We start from the raw sequence: 17695 nt of genomic DNA on the forward strand, positions 1-17695 counted from the left end.
GGCTATCTTCAGAGCGGCGGCGGTGCGTTTGCGAAGGGATTTCGGCGGCGGCAAGCGAGCCTTGGGCCGATCGTCTTGGGGGCGCGGCTGGTTCGCCTTCCAGGCCTATCCGCGAGAGGGAGGATTGCGTGGCGGAATCTCAACGCCGGCGGCAGACGAAGAGAATGCGACGCCGGTTCTTCTCCAATCTCTACCAGCAGCTTCAGCTGCTCTGGCCGATCTTCTCAGCGATCCTGATCGTAATGGCAGGAACCGGCGTCGTCATCGGCCGCATCGAAGACTGGCGGCTCGACGAAGCGTTCTATTTCACCTTCGTCACGGGCCTGACCATCGGCTACGGCGACATCACGCCGAAGCATCTGAGCGCTCGGGTGCTGGCGCTGGTGATCGGTTTTTCCGGCATCGTACTGACCGGCCTCGTCGCTGCGGTCACCGTGCAGGCGCTGAATGAGACTAGCCGGGATGAGACCGACGACCACTGAGGGGGCAAGCCGGCAAGCCTTGCCCGCCCCCTCGTTTGACGGGTCAGCCGGCCACGAACCGGCCTTCGGATACGATCTCCGACAGCGCCTTGCGCGGGCTTGGCTGCTCGCGCTGCTGCAGCGCGTGCGGAAGCAGCGCCTTGTCGCCGAGACGCCCGATCGCGACGGCCGCTTCGATCCGATAGTTCTCGGGCACGCCGAGCTCCGTTCGCGCGCGCTCATAGTCGAGACCGGCCATACCATGCGCCTGCCAGCCGGAATGCGCTGCCTGCAGCGCAAGCGCACCCCAGGCGGCACCGGCATCGAAGGAATGGGTGTAGGACGCCACCTCTTCGCTACCGCCGGGCGGCAACAGTGAAGTCTTCGACAACACGAAGATCAGCGCCGATGCCTCCGCCGCCCAACTCCGGTTGAACTCGTTCAGGAGGCCGAGCAGCCTCTCCCAACCTTCACTGCCGCGGCGCGCATAGACGAAATGCCAAGGCTGGGCATTGTAGGCGGACGGCGCCCAGCGAGCAGCCTCAAGAATCTCGAACAGCTCGGGCTCGGAAATCTCGGCACCCGAATAGGCGCGCGGAGACCAGCGCTCGAGAAAAAGCGGGTTGATCGCATAATCTGCGACGCGGGAATTTACATGCAACGTCATGGGGATGTTCCATTCATCGACGGCGTGCCGCCGTCACTTCAGGTAATTGATGGCGGATTTGGTCACTGACGGCCGAAGCTTTGATAGCGTCCGCAGCGGCTTTTCAAGGTCGAGATCTCATCGGAAAGTTCGGCAATGCGATCCTTAAGCTCATGGACCGTGCCATCCTCGATATCGTCGAAACCAAAACAATCGCGTGCCTCGTGCAGTTCCAGCCGGCCCTGCAGGACCTCGCGGATTGCACTCAAACGCTCGTATTGCCGCAACATGCTCATCATGGACCTCATCTCAGGCGGCCGCCGCAAACTCGCGCCGGCCGACACCACCGAGATTATCCACTTAAACAGTAGATTAAAGGAATTCTGACCCAAAGAGCGGGCGGGACGTGGAAAACTGCTCCGCCCGGGCGACGACGCTGCGTCGCGGGCAAGAAAAGACCCGGGCGGTGGGAGGTCCGCCCGGGTCTGTCGAAATCAAGCGGTCGGACGAAATCATGCGGTCGGGAGGTCGTGCCCGTCGGGGCGGTTGCCGTCGAGAAAGCCCATATCCCGCTTCAGGTGATCCGACAGATCCCTGACGTCGACGACATCGGTCGTCCGGCTCTTCCTCGCGAACAGGAGCGCCAGCCAGGAACCGACGGAAAAATCGTTTGTCGACGAAAAACTACGTACTTGAATAGTTGTCATAGCCGTCATCCTCTTCATCAATCCGTCTAATGGACGGACCTTGAAAATGGTTGTGGACGGCATCAACTTCCAATCGAATATCGGTCACCATGCATAAGGCCATTTGATGCATAAGACACTTCCGCTTCCCCCATTGACGGCGATACGGGTCTTCGAGGCGGTCGCGCGCCATGGAAGTTTCACCAATGCCGCAAGCGAACTCGGCATGACGCAAGCTGCGGTGAGCTATCAGATCAAGGTGCTGGAAGATCGGATCGGCGCATCCCTGTTCCTCCGCCGCCCACGCCAGATCGCGCTCACCGAGGTCGGCCAGCGGCTTGCACCCGTGGTGACGCAGGTCTTCGAGCAGCTCAGCGAAGCCTATGTGAGCGCGGGCGGCGGCGCCCAGGGAACACTGGTCATCAGTACGATCGCGACCTTTGCCTCCAACTGGCTGGCGCGGCGCCTCGGCTCGTTTCAGATCACTCACCCCTCGCTTGCCGTGCGACTTCAAACCGAGCCGCATCTCGTCGACTTCAGTCGCGAGGAGGTCGATATCGGCATTCGCTCAGGCCGCGGCGAGTGGCCGGGACTTGCCGCCCACCGTCTGATCAACGCCGATTTTTCGCCGATGTTGAGCCCAGGCCTTGCGGCCAGCATCGGTGGCGTGAAGGAACCGGCCGACCTCCTGCGCCTGCCGCTTCTCGACCCCGGTGATCCCTGGTGGGCGCAGTGGTTTGCCGCCGCCAACGTGCCGGTGGAAGGGCTTGCGAGCCGGCCCGGCTCCAGCATGGGCGCCCAAGTCTATGAGGGAAATGCGGCCGCGGCCGGACAGGGCGTGGCGATCCTGACGCCGGCCTTCTTTGCCGCGGAACTCGCAGACGGGCGTCTGATCCAGCCCTTCGATCTGCTCTGCGACGAGAGCCAGGCCTTTTGGATGGTCTATCCGGAAAGCCGGCGAAACGCCCCGAAAATCAGCGCCTTCCGCCAGTGGATTCTCGGCGAGATCGGCCAACAAAAACGTTGAGGGCGGCTGTCGAAGCGGGGTGGCCTTGCGTCTCGACCGCCCCGGAAATTTCTCCCGTTCTGGAACCCTTCGGGCCACCGGGGAGTTGCACCCCCGTAGCGACCAGAGCGAGGGAGTGCGGGAGCGAAGATGCAAAGCGAGCCGACGGAACAGTTCCGCTCAGCCAGCGAAACCACCTGGTGGACCGCACACCGCGGCGATGGGCCGATCGTCGGCACGGCGATCCACAACGGGCACGCGATGCGCAGCGACGCCCGCGCGCTCACCGCCCTGACAGACGAGGAACGGCTGCGCGAGGAGGATCCGTTCACCGAGTTCGTCATCCGCGATCTTGCCAACCGCATCGTCGTCCACAGGTCCCGCTTCGAGGTCGACCTCAACCGTGCCCGCACGGGCGCGGTCTATCTTCAGCCGGCGCAAGCCTGGGGCCTTTCCGTCTGGCGGGAACATCCGCCCGTCGAGATGATCGAGGCGTCCCTCGCCGTCCATGACGAGTACTATGCCATGCTGCATTCGATGCTGACGGCGATCGAGCGCCGCCACGGTCGCTTCATCGTGCTCGACATGCACAGCTACAACCACCGGCGACAGGGACCGGACGCCGCGCCTGCGGCTCCCGACGAAGCCCCGGAAATCAACATCGGGACCTCCTCGATGGATCGGCTCAGATGGGCCGGCGTCATCGATACGCTGATGTCGGCGCTCGGCACCGCCTCTATCGACGGCCGGCCGGTGGATGTACGCGAGAACGTCGCCTTCCAAGGACGCGGAGAGCAGACGCGCTTCATCCACGAGCATTTTCCCGAGACCGGCTGCGCGATCGCGATCGAGTTCAAGAAGACCTTCATGGACGAATGGACCGGCAAGCCGGATATCCGGGCGCTTCGTTCTCTGCGGGCACTGGTCTCTTCCCTCGTCCCGATCCTGACCGAAACGTTGGCGAGGCAGCGATGACGGAGGAGAAAGCGACGCCCGTAAGTCCGGCCCCGGCCTGGCTCGACGAAGCCATCGGCCGGCTGACGGATGGCCGCGCCGTGCGGCGCGATTTCGGCGAGGGCGGACGGCTGCACATCGACCGCCTCGTTCCCTTCCTCTGCGTGCACATCGCCGCCGAGCACCAACAGCCGGTGGCGCGCGACATCGCCCAGGCGAACGCCGCCTATCTACTGGCGCCCGACATCGATACCGCCGCCGCAATCATCGAACGTGTCGGGCGCGTAATCGAACAGCGACTCGGCCTTTTCATCGTGCTCGAATTCGGTGAGCTCGAAAGCGATGAACCGCCGGCCAAGGACGCGCCCTTCCTGCCGCCCTTTTTGATCGAGGTGGTCGCCGGCGCGCGTGCCGCCGAGCAGGTCGCCGCCAAGGCCCTGATCGAGACGGCGGCAACGATCGAAGGAAAATTCCGCACACCGCATGTGACGCTCGTCGAGCGCCCAGCGGCGACAGCGACAGGCCGAAAGGCGCTTGCGCTCGACACCCCACACCTGACGGTGCGCTTCGCGCCGATCTACTGCGAGCCGGGAACGCGCCGCATCTATCCGCAACTGCGCGAGCGGCTGGTCGCGAGCATCTTCGACGCGGGGCTAAGAGCCGTTGCTGCTTTCGCCCGCGCAAAATCGGACAGTTTTCGGCTGCCGACGCACCGTGCCTTCGGCCGAAAAGCCTTCGTCGATGCCGTCGTGCGCGCCGACCGCGGCATCGACGAGATTGCCTCCAGCTTCGACTTCCTTCTGGCGGTGACGCCAATCAACGCCGAAGCCGCTTGGACGGAGTTCGCTTCGGGCGGCTTCTCCAAGAGTCCGCGTCTCTACTACCGGCCGCTGACGCTGCAGATCGAGACGGCCAAGCGGAAGCTCTTTTCCCTCAACTTCGAACATCTCGAAGATCCGCTGCTCTACGCGCTGTACCGGGAAAAGCAGCAGGAGGTCGATCTGCAGTTGTCGATGATCTCGGCGCGGGAGACGCGCACCTTCGTCGAGTTCGGTCGCGCCCTCTATGGCCCGGTGGAAGCCACGCTTCATGACGCCGCCTCCGAAATCCTGGCGCGCACTGCACCCGACCGCGATGCACGGTCTTCGGCCGCAGACAGGCGCGATTGCGAGTACATAAGGGAGCGCGCCCAGGCGATGATATCGGCCTATCGGCGCCAGTCGGCCGATTTTTCCGCCTCCGTCGACATTCGCGACGACCTGCCGGCTGGCTTGCTCGTTTCGCGCGGCCAGCTTTTGATCGCCAGGAGTTCCGCGCTCGACGCCGATCGCGTCGAGGCGCTGCTCAACCACGAGATTGGCGTGCATCTGCTGACCTATTTCAACGGTTCGGCCCAGGGGCTGCGTATCCTTCGCTCCGGACTGGCCGGTTACGAAGGCATGCAGGAGGGGCTCGCGGTCTTTGCCGAATATCTGAGCGCCGGCATGACGATAGACCGGCTGCGCGTGCTGGCGGCACGGGTCGTCGGCTGCGCCGCCATGCTCGACGGCGCACCCTTTCCGCAGACCTACCGGCTGCTCGTCGACGGTCATGGCTTTGCGGCCACCGAGGCCTTCAACATCACGCTGCGCATCTATCGCGGCGGCGGGCTGGTCAAGGACGCGATCTACCTGCGCGGCCTCTTGCAGCTTCTCGATCACCTCGCCGGCGGCGGCACTCTCGAACCGTTCTGGATGGGCAAGATCGCCGCCTCGCATTTCGGCGCGATCCAGGAACTCAGCCTGCGCGGCCTCCTTGGTACCGCAGCGCTCCGCCCTATCTTTCTCGATGAGGTCAAAGCGCGCGACCGACTTCAGCGAGCCCAAAGGGGACTGTCCCCGCTCGACTTGATCTCAGAGTAGGAAACCGAATGCGCATTGCCTTTCTCGTCAACTCCATCGAGGGCGAAGAGACGTTCTATGCGACGACGTCGCTGGCACTCGCCGCCCTCGCCCGCGGCCATGAGATCGTCTACCTCACGCCAGGCGATTTCGTTCTGACACCCGACGGCCGCCTGATCGTCCATGCGCTTTCTCTCGGAACTGCAAAGCCGCGCAAGGCTGAAACCTTCATTGCGGCACTGCGGGGTGATGCGACGCGGCGCGAGGTCCTGGACATTACGGATATCCAGATCCTCTTTCTGCGCAACGACCCCTCGGAGGATGCCGCAACGCGTCCCTGGGCGACCCAGGCCGGCATCATCTTCGGGCGGCTCGCCGCCGAGCGCGGTGCGATCGTCGTCAACGACCCGGACGGATTGGCGGCAGCACAGAACAAGCTCTATCTGCAGGGTTTTCCCGAGGTCGTCCGTCCAACCACGCTGATCACGAAACACATGGAGGAGGTCCGGTCCTTCCTCGACGCCCATCCCGAAGGCGTCATCCTGAAGCCGCTGCAGGGCTCCGGCGGCAAGAACGTCTTCAAGGTCGGCTCCAGCCATGAGACGAACCTCAACCAGATCTTCGAGGCCGTCAGCGAGATGGGCTATGTGATCGCGCAGGAATACCTGCCGGCGGCGACGGAGGGCGACGTCCGCCTGTTCCTGATGAACGGCCGGCCGCTCAAGCGTGGCGACACCTATGCCGCCGTGCGGCGCGTTCCGGCGGAAGGCGAGTTGCGCTCCAACATGCATGTCAACGGCCGGCCCGCCGCGGCCGTCGTCACCCCGGCGATGCTTGCCGTCGCCGAAGAGATGCGCCCCAAACTGGTGCGCGACGGCATGTTCCTGGTCGGCCTCGACGTCGTCGGCGACAAGCTGGTGGAGGTCAATGTCTTCACGCCCGGCGCCCTGCCCGAGATCGCCGAGCTGACCTCGATCGATTTCAGCGAAGACATCGTCGCCGAGCTCGAACGGAAGGTCGAGATAAGGCGGGCCAATGATGGCGTGCTTTCCAATCGGGAGCTTGCGACCCTTTGATGGCGGCCAAGGTGGCTCTCACCCGGCGACGGCCTCGTGCCAGTGGCTGGCCGGCGGCACCACGCCCTTGGTGAAGAGGAAGCTGCCGAAGCGGCGCGCCTCGCCCGTCACGATGATACAATAGGCGCGCTTCGCTTCCTCGTGGAAGGCGAAACGCTCGATCGCATACATCTTCGAAAGAATACCATCCGCACGCACGAGCTCGGCCTGCACCTCGCGCTGGACGTCCGGCAGTTCGCCCGCCTCTCCGTCCGGCGTCAGCCGCGCCGCCGAGGGCTGCAGCGGCGTGTCGAGCGGCATGACGGAAAGAATGGCGCGCACCGCACGCGCGGCCGAGACATTCGCAATGTGCAGCGGTAGGCCGAGCCGGGTGTGGCGGGCGATCGTGTCGGCGGGAAAATTCGCGTCAACGATCGCGATCCGGTCTCCATGTCCCATTGAGCGTAGTGCATGCAGCACGTCGGCGTTTAGCGCCGGATCGATGTTCTTGAGCATCAGCCTAACCTTCCCCATTTGCTTCTGCGTGAAAACCAGGCCGCAGAGATCCCCGCGGGCGGGTCTATCGACCCGACCACCTTGTCCTTCACCGCGTTTCGTCGATTGCGGCGGGCGGCGATCCGTCCGCACGTGGCTCCCGGTCTTAGATACCGGTCAGCCGTTCGCGATATTTATCTATGATGACGGCGAGGATGATGACGACACCGGTGATCATCTGCCGCATGAAATCGCTGAGCCCGAACAGGATGAGGCCGTTGGCAAGCACCCCAGTGATGCAGGCACCGAGCAGGGTGCCGATCACCGTGCCGCGGCCGCCGTTGAGGCTCGTGCCACCGATGATGACGGCGGCGATCGCGTTCAGCTCGAAGCCGATGCCGATGATCGGGCTCGCGATGTTAAGGCGGGCCATGTAGACCATGGCGGCGATGCCGACGAGCGCACCGGCAATCGTGAAGGCCGCCACTTTGTAGAACATCAGCGAATGGCCGGCGAGACGCACGGCCTCCTCGTTGTTGCCGATGCCATAGAGCAGCCGGCCGAACACCGTCTTTGACAGTACGAACCAGGCGATCGCGACGAGCAGCAGCGCGATCAGGAAGACGACGGGGATGCCGAAGATCATCTGCGAGCCGAAGGCGTTGAAGCTCGGCGGAAACGAATAGATCGTGCGTGCGTCCGTCACCTGCAGCGCGGCACCGCGGGCGATGTTCAGCATGCCAAGCGTGACGATGAAGGAGGGCAGCCCCCAGAAGGCGCTGATCCAGCCATTCAGGAAGCCACAGACGACGCCGGTGCCGACAGCGGCGAGCGTTGCCAGCGCCACGGCCTGGAACACCGAGAGATCGGGAATCGTCAACACCGTGCCGCCGACGACGGCGCAGAAGGCCAGCATCGAGCCGACGGAAAGATCAATGCCGCCGATCAGGATGACGAAGGTCATGCCGACGGCGAGGATCAGGTTGATGGTGATCTGCGTCAGGATGTTGGAGATGTTGTTGGCCGTCAGGAAGTGCTCGGTCGAGACCGAGAAGAAGAGGATCAAAAGCAGGAGCGCCAGGCCGATGCCGGCATCGCGCAGGAGCACCTTTGGCGACCAGCCCGGCAGCTGGCGGGCATGGACGGTTTCGCCGGCTTGTGTCTTTTCGAGTGCTTGCATCTTACTGCCTCGCCTGTTGCTGCTCGCCCTGGTAGGCAAATTGCAGGATACGTTCTTCGGAGAATTCCGGCCGCGACAGCTCGCCGACGACACGGTGCTGCGACATCACGAGGATGCGGTCCGACAGGGTCATCAGTTCCGGCAGCTCCGACGAGACGATCAACAGCGCCAAGCCACGTTCAGCGAACTGGCGGATCAGGGCATAAATCTCGGCCTTGGCGCCGACGTCGACGCCGCGTGTCGGCTCGTCGAGCAGCAGTACCTTCGGATTGCGCGCCAGCCATTTGGCGAGCACCACCTTCTGCTGGTTGCCGCCCGAGAGCGTCGCGGCATTCTTGCCGGGTCCGCCATATTTCAGCTTGAGCTCGGCGCCGAGCCGTTCCGTCACTTCGATTTCCGCCTTCCTGTCAAGGATGCCGGCACGCGAGACGTCCGAGAGGGACGCGAGCGTGACATTGGCCGAAATCGACATGTTGAGGATCAGGCCTTCCTCTTTCCGGTCCTCGGTCACGAAGCCGATACCGGCATTGATCGCCTCGCGCGGCGAGCGGAAGGAGGCGCGCTTCCCCTCAAGGAAGAGCTCACCGGAGAGCGGCCGTTGAGCGGCCGCGATCGCCCGCAGAAGCTCGGTGCGGCCGGAGCCGACAAGCCCGGCGATCCCCAGGATTTCGCCCTTGTGCAGGTGCAGTGAAATGCCCTCGGCATGCGGCGATTGCGGCGGGCGAAACCGGGCAAGCGACAACGCCTGTGCCGGCCGAGCAAACGAGACCACTTCGCTCGCCATCTGCTGCTGCAGCTTGCGGCCCACCATGGCGCGCACAAGTTCGTCCTGATTGGTCTCGACGATCGGCCGCGAGAACACCGTCTCGCCGTTGCGCAGCACCGTCACCCGATCGCAGATGCGGAAGACCTCGTCGAGATGATGCGACACGAAAACGATCGAGACGCCGCGACGGCGAAGGTCGCTGACGATCTTGAACAGCCGCTCGGTTTCGCGCGACGTCAGCGTCGCCGTCGGCTCGTCGAGGATGAGAATACGGCTTTCCGTCATCAGCGCGCGCGCCACCTCGACCAACTGTCGGTGGGCGATGCCGAGGCGCGCGACCGGCCAGCGCACGTCGATGTCGCTGAGGCCGATGGCGTCGAGTGCGGCCCGTGCGCCGGCATGCATCTCCTGCCGTCTAACGACGCCGAACGCATTGCGCGGCAGATGCTCGATGAAGATGTTTTCCGCCACCGACAGATGGGGCAGAAGGTTGAATTCCTGGTGCACCACCTGGAGACCGTTGGCCTTGGCCTCCCGGGGCGTGGCCGGCGCATAGGCCCGGCCTGCAAGATTGATTGCGCCCTCGTCCGGACGGACGATACCGCAGAGAACCTTGATCAAAGTCGATTTGCCGGCACCGTTCTCGCCGATGAGGCCGTGCACTTCGCCCGGCTGAATGGAGAGGCTGACGCCGTTCAGTGCCTTGGTACCCCCGAAGGCCTTCTTAACATCGTGCAGTTCCAGAACCGGCGGCATCGAAACGCCAGCCGCTTCCGCCTGCACGGTTTGCGTGTTCATCATGACCTGGCCCTTTTGAAACGCAGCAATTGCGCACGCAAACCATTGGCCTGCGGCGGATGCTGTCCTTGCCGAAGCGCACCGGGCAGCGCCCGGTGCGCACGCGCGGTCTCAGAGCTATTTCACGTTGTCCTTGGTCACGAGCTCGATGTCGGTCTTCACCCAACCTTCGAGTTTGGGCCCGCCGGCCACGACTTCGAGCGCCTTGTCGATTGCGTTCGCCGCCATCTGCGAACCGAACTGGTCGACTGTCGCCAAAAGCTTGCCGTCCTTCAGCATGGGGGCTACCGCCGGCACATTGTCGAAGCCGACGACCTTGATGTCGTTTCGGCCAGCCGCGTCGAGCGCCTTGACGACACCGATCGCCATGGAATCGTTGGCGGCGAGCACACCCTGGATATCGGGATGCGCCGTCAGCATGGTCGAGAAGACGGAATTGGCCTCTTCCGTTTCCCAATGCGCCGTCCGAGAATCGAGAAGATCGAGCTTGCCTGCCGCGATCGCATCCTCGAAGCCGAGCTTGCGCTGCGCTGCATTGTCGGCGCCCGGATTGCCCTCGAGGATCACGACCTTACCGCCGGCGCCGAGATCCTTGGCGAGCGCATCACCGACCATCTTGGCGCCGCCTCGATTGTCAGGGCCGACGAAGGCCAGATCGACGCCGGCATCCTTCTTTGCCTGCTCGTCGAGCGAAACGTCGAAATTGATGACGACAATACCCGCATCCATCGCCTTCTTCAGCGGCGCGACCATGGCGCGGGAGTCGGCCGGCGCAATCACGATCGCATCGACGCCCTGGGTAATGAAGTTCTCGACGCCATTCAGCTGGCTCTCGAAGTCGGTCTCGTTCTGCATGCCGATGGCTTTAAGCTCGTAGTCGCCACGCTTCTGCGCATGTGCTTCGGCGCCTTCCAGCATGTTCTTGAAGAAGTCGTTTGCAAGCGACTTCATGACGAGGCCGACGACGGGTTTATCGGCAGCCATGGCAAGTGTCGGCAATGCGGTGGCAACGGTAAGTGCGACGATAGACGCATACAGGGAAAATTTCATGGGTTCTCCTCCGGTGAAAAGATGGCCCTCCAACCATCAATGAAACGTTTCATCACATGAACATGCGTGGCCCGCTTCGACCTTTAGAAGATAGAAAGGCGGTATCGCTGTCAATATGAAACGTTTCATCGCTGAGAAATTTGTGCTGGAAGCCGCTACCGGTTCGCGGCATTCTCTGATCTAAGAGGAAGGCCAGCTGCCGTCGGGCGGACCCGCGGTCGCTGGCGTAAGACTTTGATCCGTTGCATGATTTTTCCCTCCTGATCGATGCAGCGAACGTGATAGGGAGCCGACCGTTTGAACCCGACGATCAAGGATGTTGCCCAGCGCGCCGGGGTGTCCGTCGGCACGGTTTCGCGTGTGCTTGCCAAGAACAAGACGGTGAGCGAGGACATCAGGGCTAAGGTCGAAGCAACGATCGACGCGATCGGCTACCGACCGAACATTCTCGGTCGCAGCCTCCGGCTCGCCAAGACCGACATTATCGGCCTGGTCGTGCCTGACATCACCAACCCCTTCTTTGCCGAGCTTGCCAAACAGGTGGAGATGTTGGCTTCCGCCGAAGGCTACTCGGTGCTGCTTGCCAACACCCATGACGACCCGGACGCCGAGAAGCAGCAAATTGAAACCCTGCTCGGACGGTTGCCGGCCGGGCTGATCCTCGTTCCCGTCAGCAACAGCCTCGCCGATGGATTGGCGTCGCGCACGCGCACGGTGACCGTCGACCGGCCCTTGAGCGGCCATGCGCTCGTCTCCGTCGACAATCGTCAGGGCGGTTATCTCGCCGCGGACCACCTGCTTTCGCTCGGCCATCGTCGGCTTGGCTATATCAGCGGTCCGGGCACGACCGAAGTCTCCGGCGAGCGCCGCGGCGGTTTCGTTCAACGGCTCGAGGAATTCCAGAAAAGCCACCCAGGCGACTACGTTCCGCCGCAGATCGTCGAGGGGCACTTCGACTACCGCTCAGGTGAAGAACTTGGTAAGCAGCTGCTGACGCAACCCGTAGCAAGTCGCCCGACTGCGATCGCCACCGCCAGCGACCAGCAGGCAATCGGCTTGCTGCGCGCCGCCGACGACATGGGGCTTCGGGTCCCGAACGACCTTTCGATCGTCGGCTTCGACGACATTCCTCTGGCTTCGCTGGTGCTGCCGCGGCTCACCACCATTCGCCAGCCGATCGACGAGATCGCCCGGCTGGCACTCGAAGGCGTGCTCGGCAGCCATGCGCTGCAGGAGGAATACAAGCTGCAGCCAATGCTGATGAAACGCGGCTCTTGCGCCGCGCCCTCAACACCCTGACATCACGGCGCGCGCCCCAGGTTACGCGGCGTGGCTGCCGTCGACGCGTCATCAGATCGCGAGCACTGCCGCCCCTCCCGCAAGCCCCGCGCCGGCCGCCGTCAGCAACAGCTTTTCGCCGGAGACGAAGGGTTTTTCTCGGTGCGCCAGCGATAGCGACAGCGGGATGGTCGCGGCCGACGAATTGCCGTAGTCCGAGATCGTGCGCACCGTTTTCGACGGCGCGATGCCGAGACGATCGCAGACGGCGTCGAAAATGCGGGCATTGGCCTGATGCGGCACGAAGCGGCTGATGTCCGAGGCCACGCAGCCGGCGGCGTCCATGGCGTTCACGGCACAGGCCGTCATCATCTCCACCGCCTGCGCGAACATCTCGCGCCCGTCGCGCATTGTCATCAACAGGTCCTCGGGCCTGGTGTCGGCGGAAAACGGCCTGTTGCCGCCGCCGGCGGCAATAGAGATCAGATCGTAGCGGCTGCCGTCGGCGGCGAGGTCAACGCCGACGAGGCCGGTTTGCGGGTCATCGGACGGCGCGACGACGACGGCGCCGGCCGCATCGGCAAAGAGCACGGCGCTCGCCCGCTCGGCCAGATTGATCCTGCGGCTCAAGATGTTGGCCGCCACCACCAGCACCGGCTTTCCCTGAGCCCGCGCGAAACCATCGGCAAGCGTCAGCGCGTAGAGGAAACCCGAGCAGGCGCCGGCAAGGTCGATCGCACCAGCGTTGGAAAGGCCGAGACGATGGGCGAGCAGGGGTGCTGAAGGCGGCAGCAGGTGATCGGGCGTCGAGGTCGCAAGCAGGACCAGGGCGATATTGGCGGCCGGGGTGCGGGCATCTTCGAGCGCCATTGCGCCCGCCTTTGCTGCAAGCCCCGACAGCGTGTCTTCAGACGCGGCCCAGCGCCGCTCGCGAATGCCGGTGCGGCGCTCGATCCAGCCGGGCTCAAGCCCGAGCGTCGTCTCGATTTCGCCGTTGGCGACACGCCGCTCCGGCACCGCATGGCCGAAACCGACGATCCGGGATGAGCGAACGAGCCTCATAGCTGCCCTGCCCCGAAGAGCGACGCCGCCTCGTCGATCGCGTCATAGGCCCGCCCGAGATCGGCATCGGTGACGCAATAGGGCGGCATCAGGTAGATGACGTTGCCGAGCGGACGGATCAGCAAACCACGCTTGCGGAAAAACGCCCTGAGCTGCGGGCCGACCTCGGCGAGATAGCCGCCGGACGGCACCGTGAGGTCGAGGGCTGTAATGGTGCCGATTTGGCGAACGTCGACGAAGCGAGGATCGTCGGCGAAGCGCGCCAGATGTCGACGCTGGCGCGCGACCAAGGTTTCGATACGCGCTCCCACCGGCTCCTGTCTCCAGACGGCGAGATTGGCAAGTGCCGCGGCACAGGCGATCGGGTTGGCCGTGTAGGAACTCGAATGGAAGAAGGTCTTGCGTCGGTCGACCGAAAGATGCGCCTCGAAGATCTCCGAGGTGCAAAGCGTCGCGGCCAGAGGAAGCGCGCCGCCGGTCAGCCCCTTCGAGGTGCAGAGAATATCGGGCGCGATCCCGGCCTGCTCGCAGGCAAACAGGCTGCCCGTCCGCCCCCAACCGGTCATCACCTCGTCGGCGATCAGCAGGCTGCCATGCCGTTCGGCAATGCGTTTCAGCTCGGACAGCACGGAAGCCGGATAGGTCTTCATGCCACCGGCGCCAAGCAGCAGAGGCTCGATCAACAGGGCGGCAACCTCGCCGGAAGCGCAAGCCTGTTCGAAGGCGTCGAGCGTTGCCTGCTCCCGGCCCGGCTCCGGAAAGGGCAGGCGATCGACGGCGAAGAGCAGCGGCGCGTAGGCGGCATTGAAGACGCCTCTTTCGCCGGCCGACATCGTGCCGATCGTGTCGCCGTGATAGCCATGCTCCAGCACACAGATCCGGCTCCGCGGCTGGCCGCTGTTGTGGAAGAACCCGAGCGCCATCTTCAGCGCGACCTCGACCGCAGTCGAACCGCTATCGGAATAAAACACATGGGAGAGCCCGGGCGGTGCGATCTCGATCAGCCCGCGCGCCAGGTCTTCCGCCGGTGCGTGAGTATATTCGGCGAAGATGATCTGGTCGTAGGTCTCCGTAGCCCTGCGGATCGCCTCCATGATCGTGGGGTGACGGTGGCCGTGGGTGATAACCCACCAGGACGAAATCGCATCGAGGATCGACGCGCCATCTTCGTCGACGAGATACGCTCCTTCGGTGCCGACGATGCGGCGCATCGCCGGTTCGAGGGCATGCTGGGTGAAGGGATACCAGACGGCGGAGCTCTTCATGCCGGCATCCCTCGAAAATCGGCGATGTTGAAATTCTCGGCGAAGGCGTGGCGCAGGCGGTCGGGCGTCAGCGGGTCGAGCCGCGGCAGCCGCCCGAGCCGGCGCACCCCGCCAAGGCGCGCGATGATCGCTTCGCTGTCCTCCTGCGCGTCGCCGATGAAGGCGACGCCGAGAACGGGAATGGCGCGGCGGCGCAGCGCTTCGAGCGACAAGAGGGTGTGGTTGATCGTGCCGAGCCCGGTGCGAGCGCAGACAACCACCGGGATCAGCCAGCGCGCAAAGACATCCGCAAAGACCGTGTGCTCCGTCAGCGGCACCAGAAGCCCGCCTGCGCCTTCGATCACCAGCGGTCGTTCCACCGCCTGCGGGGAAAGATGCTCCGGGTCGATGGTGACGCCGTCGATCCGTGCTGACAGGTGCGGCGATGCCGGTGTTGCGAGCCTGTAGGCTTCGGGCAGGACGCGGTCACACGACAACCGACCAAGCCGGGCGACGGTTTCGCTGTCGGTTTCTTCGTCGAGCCCTGACTGCACAGGCTTCCAGTAGCAACCGTCGAGCGCATCGGTGAGGGCTGCGGAAAAGATGGTCTTGCCGATGCCGGTATCGGTACCGGTGATCACAATACGGGTTTTCATGGCCGCTCCTTCGCGATCGCGATCTTCAACTGCTGCAGCATCTGCACGATTGCGGCCCGGTCGACGTTGAGGGTGATGGCGATCCGAAGACGCGCGGTGCCTTCCGGCACCGTCGGCGGGCGGATTGCCCTGACATCGTAACCCTCGGCGCGCATACGGGCGGCGATGCGGACCGCTCGGCCGTTATCACCGATCGGGATGGGCAGGATCTGCGAGCCGCTGCCTTCGATGCCGAGCACTTCGGCAAGCGCCCGGTTGGCGAAAGACCTGAGGTCGTCGAATGCGGCGCGGCGTTCCGGCTCGTCGACGAGGGCGGCGAGCGCTTCACGCACCGCGGCCGCGATGAGTGGCGAGGGCGCGGTCGAATAGATGAAATTGCGGGCGCGGTTGACGAGATAGTCGCAAAGCACGGCGCTTGTTCCGACCAGTGCGCCGGAAACACCGAGCGCCTTGCCGCAAGTATGCAGCATGACGACGTTCTCCCGGTCCTCCAGCTCAGCGGCGAGACCGCGACCTTCCGGCCCGAAGACGCCGGTCGCGTGCGCCTCGTCGATGACGAGAAAGCCGTCATGCTGCGCGGCAAGCGCTAAGAGGTCAGCGAGCGGCGCCCGATCGCCATCCATCGAATAGAGGCTTTCGACGGCAATCCACGGGCGCCCTGTGCCGCCGGCGCGGCGCCATTGGCCGATCGCATCGGCAAAGGCGTCGATATCGTTGTGCGCTGCCGCAACCGAATCGGCCTTGCTCGCAGCGATGCCTTCATGGGCGCTCGCATGGATCAGGGCATCGTGGACGATGAGGTCGTCGCGCTGCGGCAGCGTCGAAAACAGGGCAGCATTGGCGGCATAGCCGCTGCCGAAGAAGAGCATTCGTTCCGCGCCGAAGAAGGTGGCCGCTTCCGCCTCAAGCGCCTCGTGTTCTTCGTGATTGCCGCGCAACAGCCGTGAGCCGCCGGAGCCGACCGGCACGCCGCGCGCGATGGCACTCGTTATCGCCGCCTTCAGCCGCGTCGAAGCGGCGAGCGCCAGGTAGTCGTTCGAGGTAAAATCCAGGCCGCCAGCGGGGGCAAGTGCGCGCCGGCGGCCCTTGCGATCAAGGCCCTCCAGCGTCTTCTCATAGCGCGCAAACAGACCCAGGGTCATTCGGCCGCATCCTGCCTTGCCGCCGGAGCCATCGGCTTCAACCCCAGGCGTCGGAAGAGCGCCGCATCATGGTCCTCGCCGGGATTGTCGGCGGTCAGCAGGGTTTCGCCGACAAAGATCGAATTGGCGCCGGCGAAGAAACAGAGCGCCTGCGTCTCGTCGCTCATGTCGGTCCGGCCGGCCGAAAGCCGGACATGCGATAGCGGCATCAGGATGCGGGCAAGCGCGATGGTGCGGACGAAATCGATCGGATCGACGGGCGCTGCATCGGCCAGCTTCGAGCCCGGGATCGGGATCAGCATGTTGATCGGCACGCTTTCGGGCGGCACCGGCAGATTGGCGAGCGTCACCAGCATGGAGATCCGGTCGTCGGCGGTTTCGCCCATGCCGAGAATGCCACCGGCGCAGACCTTGATGCCGGCGTCGCGGACATTCGCGAGCGTCTCCAGCCGGTCGGCAAAGCTGCGGGTGGTGATGATCTCGCCGTAGAAGCGTTCGGAGGTATCGACATTGTGGTTGTAGTAGTCGAGCCCGGCCTCGGCGAGCCGTGCGGACTGGTCCGGCGTCAGCATCCCGAGCGTCATGCAGGTTTCCATGCCAAGCGCCCGCACACCGCCGATCATGGCGACGATCGCGTCCATGTCGCGGTCCTTCGGGCTGCGCCAGGCGGCCCCCATGCAATAGCGCGTCGCACCGCCGTCGCGCGCCTGTCGCGCCTCGGCAAGCACACGCTCGACCTCCATCAGCTTCGATGCCTTGAGCCCGGTCGGATAGTGGGCGGACTGGCTGCAATAGCCGCAATCCTCGGCGCAGCCTCCGGTCTTGATCGAGAGCAGCCGGCTCATCTGGATGGCGTTGGGATCGAACTGCGCACGATGGACCGTGTGTGCGCGGTAGAGCAAATCGTTGAACGGCAAATTATAGATTTTTTCAGCTTCCGCTTGGGTCCAGCGGGATTCGCCCGCGTCGCCCGGGGTAAAATTAGCGCCAGTTGATAGGGTTCCGTCCAGCATTTCGGCTCGTCCTCCAGGTCATCGCAAACGCGAAATAGATAGAATCTGATATTATCTATAATTTTATCGACCAGCAAAGTTCGCAAGCACCCAGGTGGAGAGTTTGTGTTAGCAAATACCCTTCTGGTTGTATTTTGACCGTGAGTGAATCTGGAAACCGCCGAGACAGGGCAACAATCACCAATCAATCGGTCGCATCTCCCATTTCCGAAATCGGGCGTAACGCACCCGAGAAACGAGGACGAGCGGGGCTTCTCCGGTATTTTTCGACCCGCTCTGCCCGCCTGACACTCCTCCCCTCAGCACGCCGCCAACGCTTCCGC

General features: G+C 64.0%; 18 protein-coding genes. 6 read left to right on the plus strand and 12 right to left on the minus strand.

The features are described from left to right. The first annotated feature begins 164 nt into the window (after positions 1-164). Positions 165-482 carry a potassium channel family protein gene (locus tag AC3WVQ_RS27630; RefSeq protein ID WP_034798484.1) on the plus strand — a complete coding sequence of 106 codons (318 nt, stop codon included), beginning with the start codon at positions 165-167 and terminating at the stop codon, positions 480-482. 43 nt (positions 483-525) lie between these two features. On the opposite strand, the gene AC3WVQ_RS27635 is transcribed toward AC3WVQ_RS27630, so the two are convergent. The 3 genes from AC3WVQ_RS27635 to AC3WVQ_RS27645 all read right to left on the minus strand — a co-directional run bounded on the left by AC3WVQ_RS27635 (position 526) and on the right by AC3WVQ_RS27645 (position 1814). Continuing rightward, entirely contained in the window at positions 526-1128 is a 603-nt protein-coding gene (locus AC3WVQ_RS27635; RefSeq protein ID WP_060521914.1) for a nitroreductase family protein, read from the minus strand. 62 nt (positions 1129-1190) lie between these two features. Next, a complete protein-coding gene (locus AC3WVQ_RS27640; protein ID WP_309142281.1) occupies positions 1191-1454 on the minus strand; it encodes a hypothetical protein in 264 nt (87 codons plus the stop codon). A 165-nt stretch (positions 1455-1619) separates the two neighbouring features. Next, positions 1620-1814 carry a hypothetical protein gene (locus tag AC3WVQ_RS27645; RefSeq protein ID WP_034798505.1) on the minus strand — a complete coding sequence of 65 codons (195 nt, stop codon included), beginning with the start codon at positions 1812-1814 and terminating at the stop codon, positions 1620-1622. A 106-nt stretch (positions 1815-1920) separates the two neighbouring features. Between AC3WVQ_RS27645 and AC3WVQ_RS27650 the strand changes: the two genes are divergently transcribed. The 4 genes from AC3WVQ_RS27650 to AC3WVQ_RS27665 all read left to right on the plus strand — a co-directional run bounded on the left by AC3WVQ_RS27650 (position 1921) and on the right by AC3WVQ_RS27665 (position 6709). Then, complete coding sequence (locus tag AC3WVQ_RS27650; protein WP_492383270.1) at positions 1921-2820, plus strand: LysR substrate-binding domain-containing protein; 900 nt, start codon at positions 1921-1923, stop codon at positions 2818-2820. A 129-nt stretch (positions 2821-2949) separates the two neighbouring features. Further along, on the plus strand, positions 2950-3774 hold the full coding sequence (locus AC3WVQ_RS27655) for an N-formylglutamate amidohydrolase (RefSeq protein ID WP_090296452.1): 825 nt from the start codon (positions 2950-2952) through the stop codon (positions 3772-3774). Next, positions 3771-5654 (plus strand): flavohemoglobin expression-modulating QEGLA motif protein, encoded by a 1884-nt coding sequence (locus AC3WVQ_RS27660; RefSeq protein ID WP_089042870.1) that lies wholly within the window; start codon positions 3771-3773, stop codon positions 5652-5654. The genes AC3WVQ_RS27655 and AC3WVQ_RS27660 overlap by 4 nt, the downstream gene beginning before the upstream one ends. 8 nt (positions 5655-5662) lie before the next feature. After that, the gene (locus tag AC3WVQ_RS27665; protein ID WP_060529375.1) at positions 5663-6709 is read left to right on the plus strand and encodes a glutathione synthetase; all 1047 of its coding nucleotides are present in this window, start codon (positions 5663-5665) and stop codon (positions 6707-6709) included. An 18-nt stretch (positions 6710-6727) separates the two neighbouring features. Here AC3WVQ_RS27665 and AC3WVQ_RS27670 read toward each other — a convergent pair whose 3' ends face one another. The 4 genes from AC3WVQ_RS27670 to AC3WVQ_RS27685 all read right to left on the minus strand — a co-directional run bounded on the left by AC3WVQ_RS27670 (position 6728) and on the right by AC3WVQ_RS27685 (position 10977). Beyond that, positions 6728-7204 (minus strand): RbsD/FucU family protein, encoded by a 477-nt coding sequence (locus AC3WVQ_RS27670; RefSeq protein ID WP_060644571.1) that lies wholly within the window; start codon positions 7202-7204, stop codon positions 6728-6730. Between the two features lie 145 nt (positions 7205-7349). Continuing rightward, positions 7350-8363 (minus strand): ABC transporter permease, encoded by a 1014-nt coding sequence (locus AC3WVQ_RS27675; RefSeq protein ID WP_060521908.1) that lies wholly within the window; start codon positions 8361-8363, stop codon positions 7350-7352. Position 8364: 1 nt separating this feature from the next. Continuing rightward, positions 8365-9927, minus strand: coding sequence for a sugar ABC transporter ATP-binding protein (locus tag AC3WVQ_RS27680; RefSeq protein WP_268088501.1), 1563 nt, complete (start codon positions 9925-9927; stop codon positions 8365-8367). A 117-nt stretch (positions 9928-10044) separates the two neighbouring features. Further along, entirely contained in the window at positions 10045-10977 is a 933-nt protein-coding gene (locus AC3WVQ_RS27685) for a sugar ABC transporter substrate-binding protein (RefSeq protein ID WP_034798471.1), read from the minus strand. A 297-nt stretch (positions 10978-11274) separates the two neighbouring features. Here AC3WVQ_RS27685 and AC3WVQ_RS27690 point away from each other — a divergent pair, with 297 nt between their 5' ends. Then, a complete protein-coding gene (locus AC3WVQ_RS27690) occupies positions 11275-12276 on the plus strand; it encodes a LacI family DNA-binding transcriptional regulator (RefSeq protein WP_089042872.1) in 1002 nt (333 codons plus the stop codon). Positions 12277-12327: 51 nt separating this feature from the next. Here the strand turns inward: AC3WVQ_RS27690 and AC3WVQ_RS27695 are convergent, their stop codons facing one another. The 5 genes from AC3WVQ_RS27695 to bioB are packed head-to-tail and all read right to left on the minus strand — an operon-like array spanning position 12328 to position 17372. Next, complete coding sequence (locus tag AC3WVQ_RS27695; RefSeq protein WP_268088195.1) at positions 12328-13317, minus strand: beta-ketoacyl-ACP synthase III; 990 nt, start codon at positions 13315-13317, stop codon at positions 12328-12330. After that, positions 13314-14582 carry an adenosylmethionine--8-amino-7-oxononanoate transaminase gene (locus AC3WVQ_RS27700; RefSeq protein ID WP_060644568.1) on the minus strand — a complete coding sequence of 423 codons (1269 nt, stop codon included), beginning with the start codon at positions 14580-14582 and terminating at the stop codon, positions 13314-13316. Before AC3WVQ_RS27700 ends, AC3WVQ_RS27695 begins: the two co-directional genes overlap by 4 nt. Next, complete coding sequence (bioD, locus tag AC3WVQ_RS27705) at positions 14579-15217, minus strand: dethiobiotin synthase (protein ID WP_268088192.1); 639 nt, start codon at positions 15215-15217, stop codon at positions 14579-14581. Before bioD ends, AC3WVQ_RS27700 begins: the two co-directional genes overlap by 4 nt. After that, on the minus strand, positions 15214-16359 hold the full coding sequence (locus tag AC3WVQ_RS27710) for an 8-amino-7-oxononanoate synthase (protein ID WP_268088190.1): 1146 nt from the start codon (positions 16357-16359) through the stop codon (positions 15214-15216). The genes bioD and AC3WVQ_RS27710 overlap by 4 nt, the downstream gene beginning before the upstream one ends. After that, positions 16356-17372, minus strand: a complete 1017-nt coding sequence (gene bioB, locus AC3WVQ_RS27715) for a biotin synthase BioB (RefSeq protein WP_060521901.1) — start codon at positions 17370-17372, stop codon at positions 16356-16358. The genes AC3WVQ_RS27710 and bioB overlap by 4 nt, the downstream gene beginning before the upstream one ends. Positions 17373-17695 lie beyond the last annotated feature (323 nt).

The organism is Ensifer sp. EB106-05-01-XG146, from assembly GCF_058791875.1.